Source organism: Pseudomonas acericola (SeqCode) (genome assembly GCF_053456465.1).
On record NZ_JBRFJB010000001.1, the window covers coordinates 1,123,177 to 1,144,345 of the forward strand.

General features: G+C 62.3%; 20 protein-coding genes. 7 read left to right on the top strand and 13 right to left on the bottom strand.

Going from position 1 to position 21,169, the window contains the following annotated elements; all coding sequences use genetic code 11:
* Nucleotides 1-22: 22 nt before the first annotated feature.
* The 3 genes from ACU688_RS05165 (at nucleotide 23) to ACU688_RS05175 (ending at nucleotide 3,653) form a co-directional block, all read left to right on the top strand.
* Nucleotides 23-1,360, top strand: coding sequence for a lysine N(6)-hydroxylase/L-ornithine N(5)-oxygenase family protein (locus tag ACU688_RS05165; protein WP_448183894.1), 1,338 nt, complete (start codon nucleotides 23-25; stop codon nucleotides 1,358-1,360).
* A gap of 194 nt (nucleotides 1,361-1,554) precedes the next feature.
* The gene (locus tag ACU688_RS05170) at nucleotides 1,555-2,775 is read left to right on the top strand and encodes a putative DNA modification/repair radical SAM protein (RefSeq protein ID WP_448183895.1); all 1,221 of its coding nucleotides are present in this window, start codon (nucleotides 1,555-1,557) and stop codon (nucleotides 2,773-2,775) included.
* Nucleotides 2,772-3,653, top strand: coding sequence for a TIGR03915 family putative DNA repair protein (locus ACU688_RS05175; protein ID WP_448183896.1), 882 nt, complete (start codon nucleotides 2,772-2,774; stop codon nucleotides 3,651-3,653). The genes ACU688_RS05170 and ACU688_RS05175 overlap by 4 nt, the downstream gene beginning before the upstream one ends.
* 67 nt (nucleotides 3,654-3,720) lie before the next feature.
* Here the strand turns inward: ACU688_RS05175 and ACU688_RS05180 are convergent, their stop codons facing one another.
* The 7 genes from ACU688_RS05180 to ctlX all read right to left on the bottom strand — a co-directional run bounded on the left by ACU688_RS05180 (nucleotide 3,721) and on the right by ctlX (nucleotide 9,611).
* Entirely contained in the window at nucleotides 3,721-4,218 is a 498-nt protein-coding gene (locus ACU688_RS05180) for an Lrp/AsnC family transcriptional regulator (protein ID WP_016974875.1), read from the bottom strand.
* A gap of 5 nt (nucleotides 4,219-4,223) precedes the next feature.
* The gene (locus ACU688_RS05185; protein WP_448183897.1) at nucleotides 4,224-5,054 is read right to left on the bottom strand and encodes an ABC transporter ATP-binding protein; all 831 of its coding nucleotides are present in this window, start codon (nucleotides 5,052-5,054) and stop codon (nucleotides 4,224-4,226) included.
* A gap of 3 nt (nucleotides 5,055-5,057) precedes the next feature.
* On the bottom strand, nucleotides 5,058-5,771 hold the full coding sequence (locus tag ACU688_RS05190) for an ABC transporter permease (protein WP_124529641.1): 714 nt from the start codon (nucleotides 5,769-5,771) through the stop codon (nucleotides 5,058-5,060).
* Nucleotides 5,768-6,469, bottom strand: a complete 702-nt coding sequence (locus tag ACU688_RS05195; protein ID WP_207042725.1) for an ABC transporter permease — start codon at nucleotides 6,467-6,469, stop codon at nucleotides 5,768-5,770. Before ACU688_RS05195 ends, ACU688_RS05190 begins: the two co-directional genes overlap by 4 nt.
* A gap of 135 nt (nucleotides 6,470-6,604) precedes the next feature.
* Complete coding sequence (locus ACU688_RS05200; RefSeq protein ID WP_448183898.1) at nucleotides 6,605-7,384, bottom strand: ABC transporter substrate-binding protein; 780 nt, start codon at nucleotides 7,382-7,384, stop codon at nucleotides 6,605-6,607.
* Nucleotides 7,385-7,629: 245 nt separating this feature from the next.
* Nucleotides 7,630-8,673 (bottom strand): ornithine cyclodeaminase, encoded by a 1,044-nt coding sequence (ocd, locus tag ACU688_RS05205; RefSeq protein ID WP_448183899.1) that lies wholly within the window; start codon nucleotides 8,671-8,673, stop codon nucleotides 7,630-7,632.
* Between the two features lie 11 nt (nucleotides 8,674-8,684).
* Nucleotides 8,685-9,611: a citrulline utilization hydrolase CtlX gene (gene ctlX / locus ACU688_RS05210; protein ID WP_448183900.1), complete on the bottom strand. Its 927-nt coding sequence runs from the start codon at nucleotides 9,609-9,611 to the stop codon at nucleotides 8,685-8,687.
* 287 nt (nucleotides 9,612-9,898) lie between these two features.
* On the opposite strand from ctlX, the gene ACU688_RS05215 reads away from it, so the two are divergent.
* Nucleotides 9,899-10,792: a GNAT family acetyltransferase gene (locus tag ACU688_RS05215; RefSeq protein ID WP_448183901.1), complete on the top strand. Its 894-nt coding sequence runs from the start codon at nucleotides 9,899-9,901 to the stop codon at nucleotides 10,790-10,792.
* 136 nt (nucleotides 10,793-10,928) lie between these two features.
* Here the strand turns inward: ACU688_RS05215 and ACU688_RS05220 are convergent, their stop codons facing one another.
* The 5 genes from ACU688_RS05220 to ACU688_RS05240 form a co-directional block, all read right to left on the bottom strand.
* Complete coding sequence (locus ACU688_RS05220; protein WP_448183902.1) at nucleotides 10,929-11,948, bottom strand: branched-chain amino acid aminotransferase; 1,020 nt, start codon at nucleotides 11,946-11,948, stop codon at nucleotides 10,929-10,931.
* A gap of 204 nt (nucleotides 11,949-12,152) precedes the next feature.
* A complete protein-coding gene (gene lpdA / locus ACU688_RS05225; RefSeq protein WP_448183903.1) occupies nucleotides 12,153-13,532 on the bottom strand; it encodes a dihydrolipoyl dehydrogenase in 1,380 nt (459 codons plus the stop codon).
* 3 nt (nucleotides 13,533-13,535) lie between these two features.
* Nucleotides 13,536-14,792, bottom strand: a complete 1,257-nt coding sequence (locus ACU688_RS05230; protein WP_448183904.1) for a dihydrolipoamide acetyltransferase family protein — start codon at nucleotides 14,790-14,792, stop codon at nucleotides 13,536-13,538.
* Nucleotides 14,793-15,851 carry an alpha-ketoacid dehydrogenase subunit beta gene (locus ACU688_RS05235; protein ID WP_207042733.1) on the bottom strand — a complete coding sequence of 353 codons (1,059 nt, stop codon included), beginning with the start codon at nucleotides 15,849-15,851 and terminating at the stop codon, nucleotides 14,793-14,795.
* 1 nt (nucleotide 15,852) lies between these two features.
* Entirely contained in the window at nucleotides 15,853-17,088 is a 1,236-nt protein-coding gene (locus tag ACU688_RS05240) for a 3-methyl-2-oxobutanoate dehydrogenase (2-methylpropanoyl-transferring) subunit alpha (RefSeq protein ID WP_207042734.1), read from the bottom strand.
* A gap of 195 nt (nucleotides 17,089-17,283) precedes the next feature.
* On the opposite strand from ACU688_RS05240, the gene bkdR reads away from it, so the two are divergent.
* A complete protein-coding gene (gene bkdR, locus ACU688_RS05245) occupies nucleotides 17,284-17,772 on the top strand; it encodes a Bkd operon transcriptional regulator BkdR (RefSeq protein WP_448183905.1) in 489 nt (162 codons plus the stop codon).
* A 134-nt stretch (nucleotides 17,773-17,906) separates the two neighbouring features.
* Here bkdR and ACU688_RS05250 read toward each other — a convergent pair whose 3' ends face one another.
* Nucleotides 17,907-18,770 (bottom strand): MBL fold metallo-hydrolase, encoded by an 864-nt coding sequence (locus ACU688_RS05250; protein ID WP_448183906.1) that lies wholly within the window; start codon nucleotides 18,768-18,770, stop codon nucleotides 17,907-17,909.
* A 131-nt stretch (nucleotides 18,771-18,901) separates the two neighbouring features.
* Here ACU688_RS05250 and ACU688_RS05255 point away from each other — a divergent pair, with 131 nt between their 5' ends.
* Nucleotides 18,902-19,714, top strand: coding sequence for a sulfite exporter TauE/SafE family protein (locus ACU688_RS05255; RefSeq protein ID WP_448183907.1), 813 nt, complete (start codon nucleotides 18,902-18,904; stop codon nucleotides 19,712-19,714).
* A 145-nt stretch (nucleotides 19,715-19,859) separates the two neighbouring features.
* Nucleotides 19,860-21,035 (top strand): porin, encoded by a 1,176-nt coding sequence (locus tag ACU688_RS05260; protein WP_448183908.1) that lies wholly within the window; start codon nucleotides 19,860-19,862, stop codon nucleotides 21,033-21,035.
* The last annotated feature ends 134 nt before the right edge of the window (nucleotides 21,036-21,169 follow it).

The window sequence follows — 21,169 nt, forward strand, 5'->3', positions numbered from 1 at the left end:
GGCTTATCCAGAGGACACTGGAATGACACAGGCAATTGCTTCGCCCGCGGTTCACGACCTGATCGGTATCGGTTTCGGCCCTTCGAACCTGGCGCTGGCCATCGCCCTCCAGGAGCGCGAAAAAGCCCAGGGCAAACTGGACGTGCTGTTTCTCGACAAGCAAGCCGATTACCGCTGGCACGGCAATACCCTGGTGACCCAGAGTGAACTGCAGATTTCCTTCCTCAAGGACCTGGTAACCCTGCGCAACCCCACCAGCCCGTATTCCTTCGTCAATTACCTGAAAGCCCACGACCGCCTGGTGGATTTCATCAACCTGGGCACCTTTTATCCGTGCCGCATGGAGTACAACGACTACTTGCGCTGGGTCGCCGGGCAGTTCCAGGCCCAGGCGCATTACGGTGAGGAAGTGCTGGCCATCGAGCCGATCCTGCATCAACAACAGGTTGAAGCGCTGCGCGTGATTTCCCGCGATGCGCTGGGCGAGCAGCATGTGCGCACCACCCGTTCGGTGGTGGTCAGCGCCGGTGGTACGCCGCGCATTCCCGAGGCGTTCAAGGCGCTCAAGGGCGACAGCCGCGTATTCCACCATTCCCAATACCTAGAACGCATGGCCCAGCAGCCGTGCGTCGAGGGCAAGGCGATGCGCATCGCGATCATCGGCGGGGGGCAAAGCGCGGCCGAGGCGTTTATCGACCTCAACGACAGCTTCCCGTCGGTGCAAGTCGACATGATCCTGCGTGGTTCGGCGCTCAAGCCGGCGGATGACAGCCCGTTCGTCAACGAAGTGTTCTCGCCGGCCTTCACTGACCTGGTGTTCCAGCAAGTCGGCGCCGAGCGTGAGCGCCTGGTGGCCGAATACCAGAACACCAACTACTCGGTGGTGGACCTGGACCTGATCGAGCGCATCTATGGCATCTTCTATCGCCAGAAAGTCTCCGGCATCGCACGCCAGGCGTTCCGCACCATGACCGTGGTGGAGAAAGCCACGCCGGGCCCGCTGGGCATCGAGCTCGTCCTGCGCAACAACGCCAACGGCGAAACCAGTGTCAGCCATTACGACGCGGTGATCCTCGCCACCGGCTACGAGCGCCAGACCCACCGCGCCCTGCTGGCGCCGCTGGAAGCCTATATGGCCGACTTCGAAGTGGCCCGCGACTACCGCATTGTCACCGACGAGCGGTGCAAGGCCGGCATCTACATCCAGGGGTTCAGCCAGGCCAGCCATGGTTTGAGCGACACGTTGTTGTCGGTGCTGCCGATTCGTGCGGATGAGATTGCGGCGTCGCTGTATGAGCATGACCGCAGCCGCGGCAAGGGGCGTTCGGTGCAGGATCTGCTACTCGCCACTGCCAGCTGATTAATCCAGCTCAGAGCGCGCTTGCTGTTGTGGCGAGGGAGCTCGCTCCCGCTGGGCTGCGAAGCGGCCCCAAAAGCTTGCGGGCGCTGCGCACCCGAGCGGGAGCAAGCTCCCTCGCCACGGTCTTACGGGCGGCACTGGCGTGAAGGCTGGGCTACTGGTACTGTACAAAAAACCAGTATCGGTAGCCCTCCATGCAGTTGATCGAAAAACTCAGCATCCTTGCCGACGCCGCCAAGTACGACGCGTCCTGCGCCAGCAGCGGCGCGCCCAAGCGTAGCTCCGAGGGCAAGGCCGGGCTGGGCTCCACCGATGGCATGGGCATTTGCCACAGCTACACACCCGATGGGCGCTGCGTGTCGTTGCTCAAGGTGTTGCTCACCAACTTCTGTCTCTACGACTGCCAATACTGCGTCAACCGCCGCTCCAGCGACGTGCCCCGTGCACGCTTCAGCCCGGAGGAGGTGGTCAGCCTGACCCTGGATTTCTACCGGCGCAATTGCGTCAGCGGGCTGTTTCTCAGCTCCGGCATCATTCGCTCGTCCGACTACACCATGGAACAGTTGGTGCGCGTGGCCAAGCTGCTGCGTGAAGAACATGACTTTCGTGGCTATATCCACCTCAAGACCATTCCCGATGCCGATCCGGCGCTGATTGCCGAAGCGGGGCGTTATGCCGACCGATTAAGTGTGAATCTTGAATTGCCCACCGAGGCCAGCCTGCAAACCTTGGGGCCGGAAAAAACCGTCATCTCGATCAAGCAGGCCATGCAGACCATCTACACCGGCGAACAGACGGTGCTCAATGAGCCACGCGCGCCGCGTTTCGCCCCGGCTGGGCAAAGCACCCAATTGATCATTGGTGCCGACGACACCGATGACAGCACCATCCTCCACGGCGCCGAGGCGTTGTATGGCAGTTTCAAGCTGCGCCGCGTGTACTACTCGGCGTTCAGCCCCATCCCCAACAGCCCGAAAAGCGTGCCGCTCGCCGCGCCGCCGCTGATGCGTGAGCACCGCTTGTACCAAGCCGACTTCCTGTTGCGCAGCTACGGCTTCAGCGCCAATGAACTGTTCGCAGGCCCCGGCCACCTGGCGCTGGACATCGACCCCAAGCTGGCCTGGGCGCTGGAACACCGCGAGGTGTTCCCCCTGGACCTCAACCGCGCCGAACCGACCCTGATCGCGCGTATCCCGGGCATTGGCCTGCGTACCACCCAGCGCCTGGTGGACCTGCGCCGCGAACGCAAGATCCGTTTCGAAGACCTGGCACGCATGCGCTGCGTACTGGCCAAGGCCAAGCCGTTTTTCATCACCAGCGACTACCATCCGCAGCAGGCAGAGAGCACCAGCGTGCTGTTGCGCGAGCAACTGCGCGACCGCCCGCAACCGCAGCAAATGGGGTTGTGGGGATGATCAGCCTGGAATGCGACAACCTCTTCAGCACCTGGCGCGAACAGGCGCGCTGGTTGCTCAGCCATCAGGTCGACCCCAGCCAGGTGAGCTGGGGCGAGGCCGAGGTGGCGGACCTGTTTGCCACCGATGTGTCGATCCCGGAAGGGCTCGGGCCGTTCCAGACGCGGGTGCCCAAGGCGTTGCTGGAATTGCTGGAGTCGGCGGCGTGTTATCACGGCGAGCAGCGTTGGAGCCTGTTGTATGAAGTGCTGTGGCGCGTGAGTCATGGCGACCGTACGGCGATGTTGGCGGGGGACAAGTTGGGCAGCGAGTTGCAGCGGCGAATCAAGCAGGTACATCGTGAGGCGCACCACCTGCATGCATTTGTGCGTTTTGTTGCGCTACCGACTGAGGCGGGCCCTGAGCTGCCGGAGTATGTGGCCTGGCATGAGCCGGCCCACGATATTTTGCAGTCGGCGAGCGAGCATTTTGTCGGGCGCATGGGGCGCCATCGCTGGATGATCGCCACGCCGTTGGATGGGGTGTATTACGACGGTGAGCAGCTCCTTCATCAGCGCGAATGCCCCGAGGCGTGGCGGCAGCTGGCGCAGAATGTCGAGGACCCCCACAGCGAGATGTGGTTGACCTACTACAGCCATATCTTCAACCCGGCGCGGTTGAATCCCAAGGTGATGGAAGGGCACTTGCCGAGCCGGTTCTGGAAGAACCTGCCGGAGGGCAAGTTGATCCCGGGGTTGATCAGCGAGGCGCGGACGGGGAAGCAGAAGGATGGGCAGGCCAGGCTGATTGGCGCCAAACCGGGTAAAAGAATTGCGAACCCGATCAATGTGGGAGCTGGCTTGCCTGCGATGGCGGTGGGCCAGTTAAATCAGGTGTGACTGATATACCGCTATCGCAGGCAAGCCAGCTCCCACATTGGAGCTTCATTGTTTTGGAGATAGGGTTTCAGGCCAGCTCGGTCGCGGTGTTTTTGACGACCGCCAGCTCCGGGTGCGCCACCAACTTATCAATATGCAACTCGTCATTGTTCAACCAGGTCTCCGTCAGCACCCGGTAATGTTCCATGTCCCGGCAGCGCATGCGCAGGCTGTAGTCGAACGGCCCGCTGATCAGCTGGCATTCGAACACCTGGGGGCAGGCTTTGACGCAGGCTTCAAAGGCCTTTTGCGCCGAGCGCCCGCTTTGGTTGGACAAGGCCACCAGCACCAGCAACGACAACCCCGGCGAGACCATCTGCACATCGATGATCGCCCCGTACCCGCGAATCACCCCGCGTCGCTCCAGCTTGCGCACGCGCTCCAGGCAGGGCCTGGGGGTGAGGTGCACCAGCGACGAGAGCTTTTCGTAGGTGATACGCCCCTGGTGGCGCAGCACTTCGATGATGGCTTCATCGATGCGATCCAGCGCAGGGGAGGAATGGGGTCCGTTGGCCTTGGTATCCATGGGTTTCACTTCAGACGATTGGAAAGAAATTGCTGCAAGCGCTCGCTGTTGGGATGGTCGAGGATCTCGGCACCGCCTTGTTCCTCGACCCGGCCCTGATGCAAGAACAGCACTTGGCTGGACACCTGGCGGGCAAAGCCCATCTCGTGGGTGACCATCAGCATGGTACGACCTTCCTCGGCCAACGTCTGTATGACTTTGAGGACTTCTCCTACAAGTTCCGGGTCGAGGGCGGAGGTCGGTTCATCGAACAGGATGATCTCCGGCTCCATGGCCAGGGCGCGGGCAATGGCCACGCGCTGTTGTTGGCCACCGGACAGGAACGCCGGGTACTGATCGGCCACGCGGCCCGGCAGGCCGACCTTGTCCAGGTACATACGCGCGCGTTTTTCCGCCTCGGCGGCGCTCACGCCCAACACCCGGCGCGGGGCCATGGTGATGTTTTCCAGCACGGTCATGTGGCTCCACAGGTTGAAGTGCTGGAACACCATGGCCAGGCGGGTCCGCAGGTTTTGCAGTTGGGCCTGGTGCGGCGCGCGGGTGCCGGCGCGGCCGGGCTGCATTTCGATGCTGATGCCGTCGAGGGTGATGACCCCGGCGTCCGGTTGTTCGAGAAAGTTGATGCAGCGCAGCATCGTGCTTTTGCCCGAGCCGCTGGCGCCGATCAGGCTGATCACATCGCCGTTGCGCGCATTCACGGACACGCCCTTGAGCACTTCGTGGTCGCCGTAGCGTTTGTGGATGCCTTCGACTTGCAGCTTGACGGCGGCGGTGCTGGTTTTGGCAGCAGGTGTATCAATGGGGTATGCGGCCAGGGCCTGCGCGGACTGATTCATGGGTTAGCCTCGGGTAGGAACAAGAAAACGCATCCAGCGACGTTCGGCCAGTCGGAACAGGCCCACCAGTGCAAAGGACAGCAGCATGTACAGCAGGGCGGCGATGCCAAATGCCTGGAACGTGAGGAACGTCTCGGCATTCGCGTCGCGGGCCACCTTGAGGATGTCGGCGACGGTGGCGGTAAACGCCAGGGAGGTGGCGTGCAACATCAGGATCATTTCATTGCTGTAGGCCGGCAATGCGCGGCGCAGAGCGGCGGGCACCACGACGAACAGGTTCAGCCGCCAGCCGTGCAGGCCGTACGCGCGGGCCGCTTCGATTTCGCCGTGGGGGATATTGCGGATCGCCCCGGCGAAGATTTCCACGGTGTAGGCGCAGGTGTTCAGCACAAAGGCCAGCAGGGTGCAGTTCAGCGCATTGCGGAAAAACTGGTTGAGCAGGGCGTTGTCCTGCACCACCTCCAGGCTGTACAGCCCGGTGTAGCAAATCAGTAGCTGGATATACAGCGGCGTGCCGCGGAACAGGTAGGTGTAGACCTCCACCGGCCAGCGCAACCAGAAGTGCTCGGACACCCGCGCCAGCGCCAACGGGATCGACAGGCAAAACCCAAGCACTACCGAGATGATGAACAGCCACAACGTCATGGCCACGCCGGACAAACCCGCGCCATCGCTGAACAGGTAGGCCAGGCCGTATTGCTGGAACAGTTCGATCATCGCGCCATCCCCTTGATGCCGAGGTTGTAGCGCCGTTCGAGGCGCTTGAAGATGCGGTTGGAGAGGGTGGTGATCACCAGGTACACCAGGCCCGCGAGGATCAGGAAATACAGCGGCTCGTTGGTGGTCTTGCCGGCGTTCTGCGCGGCCTTGACCAGGTCCGACAGGCCGATGATCGACACCAGCGCGGTGGACTTGAGCAGCACCAGCCAGTTATTGCCCAGGCCCGGCAAGGCAAAACGCATCAGTTGCGGGAACAGCACCAGGTGGAAACGCTGCCAGCGGCTCAGGCCGTAGGCGGTGGCTGCCTCCAATTGGCCGGCAGGCACGCTGAGGATCGCGCCACGGAAGTTCTCGGTGAAATACGCGCCGTAGATAAAGCCCAGGGTCACTACGCCAGCGGTGAATGGGTCGATTTCAAAGTAGTCCCAGCCGGCCATTTCGCTGAGGTCATTGAGCCACAGTTGCAGGCTGTAGAAGATCAGCAGGATCAGCACCAGGTCCGGCACGCTGCGGATCAGCGTGGTGTACAGCGTGGCCGGCACCCGCAGCCATTTCGCGCGTGAGAGCTTGGCGCCGGCGGCGATCAGGCCCAGGACGAGGCTCAGGGCCAGGGCGAGGAACGACAGCTTGAGCGTCATCCACGCGCCTTGGGCGAGCATGGGGCCGTAGCCCTGCAAGTTTAGGAGGTCATTCATGGGAAGAATCTCATTGGAGCGCAGAGATTTATTGTGGGAGCTGGCTTGCCTGCGATAGCGGTGGGTCAGTCGGCACATCAGTGACTGTTAAATCGCTATCGCAGGCAAGCCAGCTCCCACATGAGGATGAGGCCGCTATTCGTTGTAGATGTCCTGATCGCCGAAGTATTTCTTCTGGATCTCGGCATACGTGCCATCCGCCTGCACAGCCGCGATGCCCTTGTTGATCAGCGCGCGCAGTTCCTGGTCGTTCTTGCGCAGGCCCATGGCGATGTCCAATGGCAAAGTTGGGTCCTTGAACGCCGGGCCAGTCTTGAAGTCGGCGCCTTCAGGCTTGGACAGGAAGTTGAGCTGGGCTTCGAGCTTGTCGGTCAGGGTCGCGTCGAGGCGGCCGTTTTGCAGGTCGGCGTAGTTCTGGTCCTGGGACTGGTACGCCTTGATCTGCGCGCCGAGCTTGGCCAGGTGTGCACGGGCGTAGGCTTCCTGCAGCGAGCCTTGCAGCACGCCGACTTGCTTGCCTTTCAACGATTCCGGGGTGTCGCCGAAGTCGGCGCTCTTGCGGGTGATTACCGACGTCGGGCTGAGGAACAGGCGGTCGGTGAAGTCGATGATTTTTTCGCGGGCCGGGGTCACGGCCATGGACGACATGATGGCGTCGAACTTGCGCGCGCGCAGGGCCGGGATCATGCCGTCGAATTCGTTGTGCACCCAGGTGCATTTGACGTCGAGCTTGGCGCAGATGGCGTTGCCCAGTTCAATGTCGAAACCTTGCAGGCTGCCGTCGGCGGCCACGGATTCGAAGGGCGGGTATTCGGGGAAGACGCCGAAGCGGATTTCTTTCCACTCCTGGGCGTGGGCGGCGGTGGCGCACAGTGGCAACAGCAACGCAGCGAAGAGTGATCGCAGTGGAGTCATGGTGTAGTCCCTATATTTTGTAATTGATGTCAGGGCAGTAAATGAGTTGAAACAAATCGTTCTTGTTGGCGCAGAGAATGCTTCAAGGTGGTGCGTTTTTTGTGTCGTTTACCCCTCGCACAAAGCGCGAATTGCGCTGTTAAATCGGGCAATGCAGCGGAATCGGCTGCAAGACCCGCTGAATCGGCTTTTCATCCCTGAAAACCCGGCCCGCCGCTGACGCAAAGCGGCAGGCCAGAGCGGTCTCAGGCGCGCTTTTTCTGCTGTGCGACGGGCTGGGCGAGGCGCGCAAACAGATCTTTCGGGTCGGCCAGGTCCGGCACCAGTTCCAGCGTGCTGCCCACGTCGAGGGCCTTGGCCACATCCAGCACGTAACGCAGGGCCGAGTAGTCTTCGATGGCAAAACCCACCGAGTCGAACAGCGTGATCTGGCGCGGGTTTTCGCGGCCGGGCTGCTGGCCGTTGATCACTTGCCACAACTCGGTCACCGGCGAATCTTCCGGCATGTGCTGGATTTCACCTTCGATACGGCTTTGCGGCTCGTACTCGACGATCACGCGGGCGCGCTCGACGATACGGCGGTCCAGCTCGGTCTTGCCGGGGCAGTCGCCGCCGACGGCGTTGAGGTGCATGCCCGGCTCGATCATCTCGTCGGTGAGGATGGTCGCGTAGGCCTTGTCGGCGGTGACGGTGGTGACGATGTCCGCGCCTTTTACCGCTTCGGCCACGCTGCTGGCCAGGATCACCTTGATCGCCGGGAACGCCTTGAGGTTGGCCGCCAGCTTGGCGGTGGCCTTGGCGTCGATGTCGAACAGGCGGATCTCATTGATGCCGAGCATGGCGTGGAAGGCCAGGGCCTGGAACTCACTCTGCGAGCCATTGCCGATCAGCGCCATGCTGCGGCTGTTATCGCGGGCCAGGTAGCGTGCCACCAGCGCCGAGGTGGCGGCGGTGCGGATCGCGGTGGTCAGGGTCATTTCGGCCAGCAGCACCGGTTTGCCGGTGTCGACGTCGCCCAGCGCACCAAAGGCCATCACGGTGAGCATGCCGGCCTGGGTGTTTTTCGGGTGGCCGTTGACGTACTTGAAGGCGTACAGCGCGGCGTCGGACACCGGCATCAGTTCGATCACACCGTCCGGCGAGTGGTTGGCCAGGCGCGCGCATTTCTCGAAGTCCTGCCAGCGCAGGTAGTCGGCGCGGATGTACTCGGCCATCTCGCTGATGCAGGTTTGCAGGCCTTTTTGCGAGACCAGGTAGCTGAGGTCGTTGACGTCGATGTAACGGGTCATGGCAAGACTCCTTATTGAAATGAGGGGCGGGTTGGCAGATGCACTTCTGCCAGCATGCAGCGGGCACTGCCGCCGCCGATGCGTTCGATGTTGTCGATGTTCACCACCACCGGCCGCGTGTGGCGCTCCACATGGGCGCGTTGTGCCGGTTGCAAGGCGCCCCAGGCGCTGGCCGACATCACCAGCAGCGGCTGGCCGTCGCGGTCGTGGACTTCGAGCATGTTGCCGGCGAAGGCTTCCAACTGATCGAAATCGAGGGCGAGGATGTCTTTGCCGGTGTCGCGCAAGGAGCGTTCCAGGGTCAGGCGCTCGCCCTCGTCGGGCAGGGCTTGCAGGCACACCACCGAGAGGTCGCGGCCAACGCTCATCATCACGTTGCTGTGGTAGATCGGCGCGTGATGGCGGTCCACGGCGTGGAACACGCAGAGCTGGTAGTCGAGGCGTTCGGCGAACTGGCGCAAGGCGTCGTGGTGGGTGCGCCCGGAGTGGCAGGCGTAGCTGATGCGGTGCTGGCGGTCGAGCACCATGCTGCCGGTGCCTTCGAGGAAGATGTTCTGTTGTTCCAGGTGGCTGAGGTCGATGGTGCTGTGGATCGCGAAGCGTTGCTCCAGCACTTGCAGCACGCCTTTGTTGCGCTCCAGGCGGCGGTTCTGGCCTTCCATCGGGTAGAGCACCAGGCTGCCGTCGGCGTGGCTGCTCCACCAGTTGTTGGGGAAGATCGAATCGGGAGTGTGAGGCGCCGGGGTGTCCTGCACCACCAGCACTTCCACGCCGTGCTGGCGCAGGGTGTCGACATAGCCGTCGAACTCTTCCAGCGCTTTCTGCTGTGCGCTGAGTGGGTCGAGGGGCTGGCGTTGGAAGCGGTTGTTGATGGCAGTGTCCGGGTTGAAGGCAAAGCGCGCCGGGCGAATCATCAAGACGGTGTTGGTGGTTTGCATGGGTGCACGAATCCATGAGGTTGAGCAGTGCGGCTATTTTGTGGCTTGTGCTGGGTGAATCCCGGCTGAAACAAGCGGGCGGCTCAGCCGGGAAAGCTGAAAAGGGCAGTGAGCCAGCCGAATCCGCTGCCGGCTTTGAAATGCGGTCAAACTGTGGGAGCTGGCTTGTCGGGTCGCCGCATCGCTGCGATAGCGGTGTTGACTGACAGACCGCTATCGCAGGCAAGCCAGCTCCCACATTAGTATGGGGGTGGTTTTTGATTTCTGTTCTCAGCAAGGAGCCCTGCATGCCTATCGCCGTTCGTCTCGCCCAACCCGCCGATGCCGAGGGCATCAGCCAGGTCATCCTGGCGGCCCTGCACAGCAGCAACGCGAAGGATTACCCAGCAGACGTGATCGCCCGGGTCGCGAGCAACTTCACCCCCGACGCGGTAATCGCCTTGCTCACGCGACGGGTTGTGCTTGTGGCGGTGCAGGACGACGTCATCGTCGCCACGGCCGCGCTGGAGGCCAACGTGGTGCGCTCGGTGTTCGTCAACCCGGCGCTGCAAGGGCAGGGCATTGGCCGGTTGCTGATGAGCGAGGTTGAACTGCGTGCCCGCCAGGCCGGCGTGACGGTGTTGAGCGTGCCGTCTTCACTGACGGCGGAGCCGTTCTATACCGCGCTGGGGTTTCACACGGTGCGCGACGTCTACCACGGTAATGAACGCACGCTAGTCATGGAAAAGACGCTGCTGTCCCGCCATCCCATCGGGCCGTACCGTGACCGTCAGCACCGGGCGCAAGTGGTGGGGTTGTGGCAACAGGCCTTTGGTTATGACACGGCGCATAACTCGCCGGCCCTGGCGATTGATAAAAAGCTGGCGGTCAACGACGGGCTGTTTTTTGTCGCGACGGATAAAAAGACGGTGATCGGGACGATTCTCGCGGGCTATGACGGCCATCGTGGCTGGTTGTATTCGGTGGCGGTGCATGCGGACTATCGGCGGCATGGCTTGGGTTCTTCGCTGGTGCGCCATGCGGAACAGGCGTTGACTGCGCTGGGTTGCATGAAGATCAACCTGCAGATCACCAGTGGCAATGATGCCGTGACGGGGTTTTACGAGGCGCTGGGGTATGGCGTGGAGCCACGGATCAGCATGGGCAAGAAGATTGTCGAGAACATCCCCACCCAATCTTAAGCACACCGAAAAACAAATGTGGGAGCTGGCTTGCCTGCGATGGCGGTGTATCAGTCACAGTAAATGTTGACTGACCCACCGCCATCGCAGGCAAGCCAGCTCCCACAGGGTTTTGTGGTGTTGCTGGCTTTTGGGCTTAGACCTTGACGATCCAACCCTCTGGCGCTTCAACATCACCGGTCTGCACGCCGGTCAGCTCTTTGTACAGCTGCTGGGTGATCGGACCCACTTCGGTTTCGCTGTGGAACACATGCAGCTTGCCGTTGTACTGGATGCCGCCAATCGGCGAGATCACCGCTGCGGTACCGCAGGCGCCGGCTTCCTTGAATTGGTCAAGCTTGTCGATGAACACTTCGCCTTCAACCACGTCCAGGCCCAGGCGGGACTTGGCCAGTTCGATCAGCGACAGGCGGGTGATGCCTGGCAGTACCGAAGGCGACTTCGGCGTGATGAACTGGTTGTTGTGGGTGATACCGAAGAAGTTGGCCGAACCGACTTCTTCGATTTTCGAGTGGGTCATCGGGTCCAGGTAGATCGCATCGGCAAAACCGGCTTTCTTCGCTTCCGAACCGGGCATCAGGCTGGCGGCGTAGTTGCCACCGACCTTGGCCGCACCGGTGCCTTGTGGCGCGGCGCGGTCGAAGGTGGAGATCTGGAAGTTGTGCGGCACCAGGCCGCCCTTGAAGTAGGCGCCAACCGGGATCGCGAACACCGAGAAGATGAACTCCGGTGCGGTGCGTACGCCGATGTTGTCACCGGTGCCGATCACGAACGGGCGCAGGTACAGCGCGCCGCCGCTGCCGTACGGCGGGATGAACCGCTCGTTGGCCTTGACCACTTGCTTGCAGGCGTCGATGAACACGTCGGTCGGTACATGGGGCATCAGCAGGCGCGCGCAGCTGCGTTGCATGCGGGCGGCGTTCTGGTCCGGGCGGAACAGGTTGATCGAACCGTCCTTGCAACGGTAGGCCTTGAGGCCTTCGAAGCACTGCTGGCCATAGTGCAGGGCGGTGGAGCCCTCGCTGATGTGCAGCACGTTGTCGTCGGTCAGGGTGCCGTCTTGCCACTCGCCGTTTTTCCAGACCTGGAGAAACCGTTTGTCGGTCTTGATGTAGTCAAAACCCAGCTTGTCCCAATTGATGCTTTCGTTACCCATGACACCCTCTATCTTTGGTCAAGTCGGTTTTTTTCTGAATGGGCGCAACAATACTTCATTCTTGGCTTGTGTGGGAGCCACTGGGTGGACACCTTCAGCCTGTGTATTGGCTGATCCACCGCTATCGCAGGCAAGCCAGCTCCCACATTTTGGAATGCATTCCCCTGTGGGAGCTGGCTTGCCTGCGATGGCCCCACCTTGGTCTTACAGGTGCAACGCGTGGCCCAAGGCTCTTAACGCCGCTTCCTGCACGGCCTCGCCCAGAGTCGGATGGGCATGGATCGTCCCCGCCACATCCTCCAGGCGCGCACCCATTTCCAGGCTCACACCAAAGGCAGTGGACAGCTCGGAAACCCCCACACCCACGGCCTGCCAGCCGACGATCAGGTGATTGTCGCGCCGCGCCACCACCCGCACGAAGCCGGTTTTCGACTCCAGCGTCATCGCCCGGCCATTGGCCGCAAACGGGAAACTCGACACGATGCAGTCCAGACCAGCGGCCTTGGCTTCATCCGGCGTCTTGCCCACCACCACCAGTTCCGGGTCGGTAAAGCACACCGCCGGGATCGCCGCCGGGTTGAATTCGCGGTGTTGACCGCTGATCAGTTCGGCAACCATTTCACCCTGGGCCATGGCCCGGTGCGCCAACATCGGCTCGCCGCTCAGGTCGCCGATGGCCCAGACGTTGCGCATGCTGGTCTGGCAGCGGTTGTCGATCTTGATCGCCGCGCCGTTCATGTCCAGGTTCAGGGCTTCAAGGTTCCAGCCCTGGGTGTTGGGCTTGCGGCCCACGGCTACCAGCACTTGGTCGGTGGCCAGTGACAAGGTGTCGCCATTCGGATCGCGTACTTGCAACTTGCCATCGGCAAAGCCGGTGACGCTGTGCTTGAGGTACAGCTTCACGCCCAGTTGCTTGAGGGATTCGTTCACCGGTTGCGTCAGCTCGGCGTCGTAGGCGGGCAGGATACGGTCCTGCGCCTCGACCACACTGACTTCGGCGCCGAGCTTGCGGTAGGCGATGCCCAGCTCCAGGCCGATATAACCGCCGCCCACCACGATCAGCCGTTTTGGCACGCGGGTCGGCGCCAGGGCTTCGGTGGACGAGATGATCGGCCCGCCAATCGGCAGCATCGGCAGGTTGACGCTTTTCGAACCGGTGGCCAGCAGCAGGTGTTCGCAGTGGATGCGCTGGTCGCCGACATCGACGGTCTTGCCGTCTACGACCTTGGCCCAACCGTGGATTACCTGCACCTTGTGCTTTTTCAGCAGCGCGGCGACGCCGGTGGTCAGGCGGTCAACAATGCCGTCTTTCCATTCCACGCTTTTGCGGATGTCCAGGGTTGGCACATCCACCTCGATGCCCAGTTGCGAGCCCTGGCTGTGGTGGATGGTTTGCTGGAACTGCTCGGCCACATGGATCAAGGCCTTGGACGGGATGCAGCCGATATTCAGGCAGGTGCCGCCCAGCGCCTGGCCTTCAACCAGCATGGTCGGGATGCCCAGTTGGCCGGCACGGATCGCCGCCACATAACCGCCAGGGCCGCCGCCGATGATCAGCAGCGTGGTATTCAAAGTCTGTGACATGCCTTACTCCAGGAACAGGCTGGCGGGTTGTTCGAGCAGGCCGCGAATGGCCTGGATGAATTGCGCCGCGTCCATGCCATCGACCACGCGGTGATCGAAGGAGCTGGAGAGGTTCATCATCTTGCGCACTACGATCTGGCCCTTGATCACCATCGGCCGTTCGACGATGCGGTTGACGCCGACGATGGCCACTTCCGGCAGGTTCAGCACCGGCGTGCTGACGATACCGCCCAAGGCGCCCAGGCTGGTCAGGGTAATGGTCGAGCCCGACAGCTCGTCGCGGCTGGCCTTGCCATTGCGTGCGGCCGTGGCCAAGCGCGCGATTTCCTCGGCATTGCCCCACAGGCTGCGGGCTTCGGCGTGACGCACCACCGGCACCATCAGGCCGACGTCGCTTTGGGTGGCGACGCCTACATGCACGGCGCCGAGGCGGGTGATGACCTGGGCTTCGTCGTCGTAACGGGCGTTGATCTGCGGGAAGTCCTTCAGCGCCACCACCATGGCACGCACGATGAACGGCAGCAGGGTCAGCTTGCCGCGTGTGGCGCCGTGTTTCTCGTTGAGGTGCACGCGCAGCTCGTCGAGGGCGGTCACGTCGATCTCTTCCACATAGCTGAAATGCGCGGCGCGGCGGGTGGCGTCCTGCATGCGCTGGGCGATTTTGCGGCGCATGCCGATCACCGGGATCTGTTCTTCGCTGTTGCGCTCGGCGTACGGGTTGACGGTGGATGAAGCCTTGGCCGTGCCTTGTTGCAGGTAGGCGTCGAGGTCTTCGTGGAGGATTCGGCCCGCCGGGCCTGTGCCCTGGACCAGACGCAGCTGAATCCCGGCATCCAGCGCATGCTTGCGCACGGCAGGGGAGGCCAGCGGGCGCTCGTCGGCTTCGCGGGCAACGGGTGCCGCTGCGGCTTTTACAACCACCGGTTTGCTTTCAACCACCGGTGCAGGCTTGGCTTCCACGACCGGTGCTGCCTTGGTCGCTTCCTTCACCACCGGCGCTTCCTTCGCGTTGCCGGCGCCTTCCACTTCGATGCTGATCAAAATACTACCCACGGCCATGACTTCACCCGGCGCGCCGCCGAGGGAAATCACCTTGCCGTGCACCGGCGAGGGAATGTCCACCATCGCCTTGTCGGTCATCACATCCGCCAGCACCTGGTCTTCAACCACCAGGTCGCCGACCTTGACATGCCAGACCGACAGTTCAACTTCTGCGATGCCTTCGCCAATGTCCGGCATCTTGATAACGTGCGTGCCCATTCAGACCTCCATGACCCGTTTCAACGCCGCGCCCACACGGGACGGCCCTGGGAAATACGCCCACTCTTGCGCGTGCGGGTAGGGGGTGTCCCAACCGGTGACGCGTTCGATCGGCGCTTCCAGGTGGTGGAAGCAATGCTCTTGCACCAGCGCCACCAGCTCGGCGCCAAAGCCGCAGGTGCGCGTGGCTTCGTGCACCACCACGCAACGGCCGGTCTTTTTCACTGACTTGACGATGGTTTCCAGGTCCAGCGGCCACAGGCTGCGCAGGTCGATGACTTCGGCGTCGATGCCGGTTTCTTCCGCGGCGACTTGCGACACATACACGGTGGTGCCGTAGGTCAGCACGGTGACGGCCGAGCCCGGACGCACGATGGCGGCCACGTCCAGCGGCACGGTGTAGTAACCGTCCGGCACTTGCGCTTGCGGGTGCTTCGACCACGGGGTTACCGGGCGGTCGTGGTGGCCGTCGAACGGGCCGTTGTACAGGCGCTTGGGCTCCAGGAAGATCACCGGGTCATCGTTTTCAATGGAGGCGATCAGCAAACCTTTGGCGTCATACGGGTTGGACGGCATCACCGTGCGCAGGCCGCAGACCTGGGTGAACACCGCTTCGATGCTCTGGCTGTGGGTCTGGCCGCCGTAAATGCCGCCGCCGCAAGGCATGCGCATGGTCAGTGGCGCGGTGAACTGGCCGGCCGAGCGATAACGCAGGCGCGCGGCTTCGGAGATGATCTGGTCGGTGGCGGGGTAGACGTAGTCGGCGAACTGGATCTCGGCCACCGGGCGCAGGCCATAGGCACCCATGCCCACGGCGACGCCGATAATGCCGCTTTCGGAAATCGGTGCGTCAAACACCCGCGAGCTGCCGTACTTGGTCTGCAAGCCTTCGGTGCAACGGAACACGCCGCCGAAATAACCGACGTCCTGGCCGAACACCACCACGTTGTCGTCACGTTCGAGCATCACATCCATGGCCGAGCGCAGGGCCTGGATCATGGTCATGGTGGTGGTGGTCATGGCGGTTTCCACTTCAATGCTGTTGTTGTGATCGTTCATGTCAGATCCCCAACTCTTGACGCTGGCGCTTCAAGTGCTCCGGCATCTCTTTGTAGACGTCTTCGAACATGGTCGCGGCGCTTGGAATCTGGCCGCCGGCAAGGGTGCCGTACTGTTCGGCTTCTTTTTGCGCCGCAATCACTTCGGCTTCAAGTTCGGCGCTGACCGCCGCGTGTTCCTCTTCGGACCACTGGCCAATCTTGATCAGGTGCTGCTTGAGACGGGTGATCGGGTCGCCGAGGGGGAAGTGGCTCCAGTCGTCGGCGGGGCGGTATTTCGAAGGGTCATCGGAGGTGGAGTGCGGGCCGGCGCGGTAGGTAACCCACTCGATCAGCGTTGGCCCCAGGTTGCGGCGCGCCCGTTCGGCGGCCCAGGCGGAGGCGGCGTACACGGCGATAAAGTCGTTGCCGTCCACGCGCAGGGAGGCGATGCCGCAACCCACGCCGCGTCCGGCGAAGGTCGTGGCTTCACCGCCAGCGATGGCCTGGAAGGTGGAGATGGCCCACTGATTGTTGACCACGTTGAGGATCACCGGTGCGCGGTACACGTGGGCGAAGGTCAGGGCGGTGTGGAAGTCCGATTCGGCGGTGGCGCCGTCGCCGATCCAGGCGGACGCGATCTTGGTGTCGCCCTTGATCGCCGAGGCCATGCCCCAGCCCACGCCCTGTACGAACTGGGTGGCAAGGTTGCCGGAAATGGTGAAGAAACCGGATTCCTTGACCGAATACATAATCGGCAGCTGGCGGCCCTTGAGCGGATCACGCTCGTTGGACAGCAACTGGCAGATCAGGTCCACCAGCGGCACTTCGCGGGCCATCAGGATGCTTTGCTGGCGGTAGGTGGGGAAGCACATGTCGTCGATGTTCAAGGCCAGGGCCTGGGCGCTGCCGATGGCTTCTTCGCCGAGGCTTTGCATGTAGAACGACATTTTTTTCTGACGCTGGGCGACCACCATGCGGTTGTCGAAGATGCGCGTCTTGAGCATCGCGCGCATGCCTTTGCGCAGGATCTCCACTGGCACGCCTTCGGCCCATGGGCCGAGGGCCTGGCCCTGGTCGTCGAGCACGCGGATCAGGCCCTTGGCCAGGTCGGCGGTGTCGGCGGGTTCTACATCGATGGCGGGTTTGCGCACCAGGCCGGCGTCGGTCAGGCGCAGGTAGGTAAAGTCGGTCTTGCAGCCTGGGCGTCCCGAGGGTTCAGGGACGTGCAGGCGCAGTGGTTCATACTGCTGGGTCATGGCTTTCTACGCTCTATCTTGTGAATTTCTTGTAGTGGGCGCGCTAGCTGACAGTCAGTCCCCGGGTAGGGGAAATCTTGTCCTACAACAATCATAGGCGGGGCGTAGAAGAATATTTATCTGTGTTTCGTTGCACTCACGACCATTTGCGGATAAAAAAACTGCATAAACATAATAAACAGGTGATTTTGTCTCATGCGCAAACTGGACCGTACCGATATCGGCATTCTCAACGCCTTGCAGGAGAACGCCCGCATCACCAACGCCGACCTGGCGCGTTCGGTGAACCTGTCGCCCACGCCGTGTTTCAACCGGGTGAAGGCGATGGAAGAGTTGGGCTTGATTCGCGAGCAAGTCACCCTGCTGGATGCGGATTTACTGGGGCTGCACGTCAACGTATTCATTCACGTCAGCCTGGAGAAGCAGAATGAGCTGGCGTTGCAGCAGTTCGAAAGCGCGATTTCCGACCGCCCGGAAGTGATGGAGTGCTACCTGATGGCCGGCGACCCGGACTACCTGATCCGGGTGCTGGTGCCGACGATCCAGTCGCTGGAGCGCTTCATGATGGACTTTTTGACCAAAGTGCCGGGGGTGGCGAATATTCGGTCGAGTTTTGCTTTGAAGCAGGTGCGCTATAAAACCGCGTTGCCGTTACCCGCCAACGGCATAAACCTGGGTGCCTGACCCAACACACCCTCCACTGTGAAATGCTGGCCCCTGTGGGAGCTGGCTTGCCTGCGATGGCTGTGGGTCAGCTTGCACATCAGTGACTGATAGACCGCTATCGCAGGCAAGCCAGCTCCCACAGGGTCGGCATTTCAAAGTTGGTTGAGGGGGATCTTCAGGTACACCACGCCGTTGTCTTCCGGCGGCGGCAGATTCCCTGCCCGTACATTCACCTGGATCGCCGGTAGCAACAATGTCGGCATTCCGAGCCCCGCATCCCGGGTGGTGCGCATCTCGACAAACGCCGCTTCGTCAATCCCGTCATGCACATGAATATTCCCCGCCCGCTGCTCGGCCACAGTCGTCAGGCATTTCGCCTCACGCCCCTCGGGCGGGTAGTCATGGCATACATACAACTCCGTCTCCGGCGGAAAATTCAGCAACTTGCGCATCGACGCATACAACTGTCGCGCATCCCCACCGGGAAAATCACAGCGCGCCGTGCCCACATCCGGCATGAACAGGGTGTCACCCACCAGGATCAGCCGGTCATCCACCAGATAGGCCATGTCCGCCGGCGTATGCCCCGGCACATGCAGGGCCTGGGCCTTGATGTTGCCGATGTAGAACACTTCATCCGGCGCAAACAGATGATCGAACTGCGAGCCATCCACACGAAATTCCGGCTCCAGGTTGAACAGGTTCTTGAACACGTCCTGCACGGTGCTGATGGACTGGCCAATCGCGATCTTGCCGCCCAGGGTCCGCCGCAGATACGGCGCGGCGGACAAGTGGTCGGCGTGGGCATGGGTTTCCAGCAGCCATTGCACCTGCAGGCGGTGTTCGCGCACGTAGGCGATCACCTGGTCGGCCTGGCGTGTGTCGGTGCGCCCGGAGGCCGGGTCGTAGTTGAGCACCGAATCGACGATGGCGCAGGGGCCATCATCGGCCTCGTGCAGCACATAGGTGTAGGTCGACGACGCCTCGTCCAGAAAGGCTTTGATCAACGCTGACATGACGGTGGTCCTTGGTATAGACGTGATTTCCACATAGGCTTGCGAGCTTAAGTGAAAAAAACGGTCCGAGGCAAAGGATCGCAATGCGGGATGTGACGCCACACGGCAGCATCCGGCCTAAGGTGGATTGAATGTTGTTGGCAAGTTGCTTGGGGTTATTGATGGGGTTGGTCATGGGCCTGACCGGCGCGGGCGGCGGCATCCTTGGGGTGCCCGCGCTGGTATTGGGGTTGGGCCTGAGCATGACCCAGGCCGCGCCGGTCTCGCTGCTGGCCGTCGGTGCGGCGGCCGCGGTGGGTGCGCTCGACGGCTTGCGCCACGGCCTGGTGCGTTACCGCGCCGCGCTGTTGATCGCCTTGTTGGGCGCGTTGTTTTCGCCGGTGGGGGTGTTCTTCGCCCACCAATTGCCAGAGACCGTGCTGATGGGCCTGTTCAGCGCGCTGATGGTGCTGGTGGCCTGGCGCATGTTGCAGCGCGAAAAACTCCAGGCCGGGCCGAGTGACCATGGCACCGCGTCCTGGGGCCAGAAGAACTGCATGCTCGACCAGCAGACCGGGCGCCTGACCTGGACCGCCAAATGCAGCGCCACCCTGGCCGCCCTCGGCGCGGTCACCGGCGCCGTGTCCGGCCTGCTCGGCGTGGGCGGCGGCTTCCTCATCGTGCCGGCGTTCAAGCAACTCACCGACGTGCAGATGCGCGGCATCGTCGCCACCTCGCTGATGGTGGTCAGTTTGCTCTCGTTGATCGGCGTGGCCGGTGCGTTCCACGCCGGGGTCACCATCGAACCGGTGGGTTGGGTGTTTGTCGGCGCAAGCATCGTCGGCATGCTCGCCGGCCGGCGCTTGAGTTCAGTGATCCCCGCCCGGTACTTGCAGGTCGGTTTTGCCAGCCTGTGTGTACTGGTGGCTGTCGGCATGTTGGCCAAGGCCGGTCTTACGCACTAAGTGCCGGGCCTGGCTTACACCGAACTTGGCGGGCACCCGCGGCCCGCCCAAAGCACCTCGAAACCACGGCCAAGGCAGCGTATGCCGTGGCCTGGCGCCTTTTGATAATCGCCTCCGACATCAAGTCCCCGTTGCGGAGCGCGCCATGCATAAGAATAAGAATGTCCCCCTGCGTCTGTTGCCTGCCTTTATCGTCGGCCTCGGCCTGAGCCCATTCGCCGACGCCGAAATCATGCTGTACGACAAGGACGAAACCACCTTTTCCACCGACGGCTACATCAACGCCTTCTACGTCAACAGCGACGTAGACCGCGCCGGCGAGCAATACGACCGCCGCCAATCCCGCGTAAAGATGGGCTTTTTGCCCAACTACCTGGGCTTCAACATGACCAAGCAGGTCGACGACCTCAAGCTCGGCGCCCGCGCCTCGTTCTGGGTGACCATCAACGACAGCGAAACCAACGGCACCGACACCGCCATCGACGTGCGCCAGTTCTACGGCACCGTGGCCAACAAGGAATGGGGCGAAGTGCTGATCGGCAAGGACTTCGGCCTGTTCGCCCGCTCCAACATCCTGCTCGACGAACTGCTCGCCGGCTACGGCCAGGTCAGCGACAGCCTCGGCCTGGTGGACGGCGGCGGGGTGTCGTTCGGCAATATCGGCAGCGGCTACCCGTACCCGTTCCCCACCTCGCAGATCACCTACCGCACCCCGGTGATGGACGGCCTGCGCGTGGCCGTCGGCATCATGGACCCGGTGGACACCAACGACAGCAGCCCCCTGGGCAAGGCTTACCAGAAGAACCCGCGCACCGAGAGCGAGATCACCTACCAGTTCGAGGTGGGCGGGGCGAAGATCTACAGCTGGCTCAACGGCAGCTACCAGACCTCGGACAACACCGATTCCAACGTCGCCAGCGTCACCTCCAAGGGCCTGGGCTATGGCGTGCAGGCGAAGATGGGCGGCCTGTCGCTGACCGGTTCGGGTTTCCAGGCCAAGGGCATCAACCCGTTTTTCACCAACAACGCCGGCGAAGCCACCCTGCGCAATGTCGACAGCAACGGCTACCTGGTGCAAGGCTCGTACAAACTCGGCAAGAACCGCCTGGCGCTGTCCTACGGCAAGACCAAGGACGACGGCAACGGCGTGGTCGGCAGCGGCGCGGATTATGAAACCCGTGGGATTGCGCTGTTCCATGACGTGAACGACAACCTGAAGCTGGTGGCGGAGTACAACCAGTTCCAGATCAAGGGGCATGACACCAACGCCCAGAATGAAGACACCGATACCTTCGCCGTAGGTGCCGTCCTCACTTGGTAAGACTTGGAATGCTTACCCCTGTGGGAGCTGGCTTGCCTGCGATAGCGGTCTACCTGACACACCGCTATCGCAGGCAAGCCAGCTCCCACAATTTGGTCTCCATCAGTCTTGAGAGCCTCCTCCCAACGCATCCC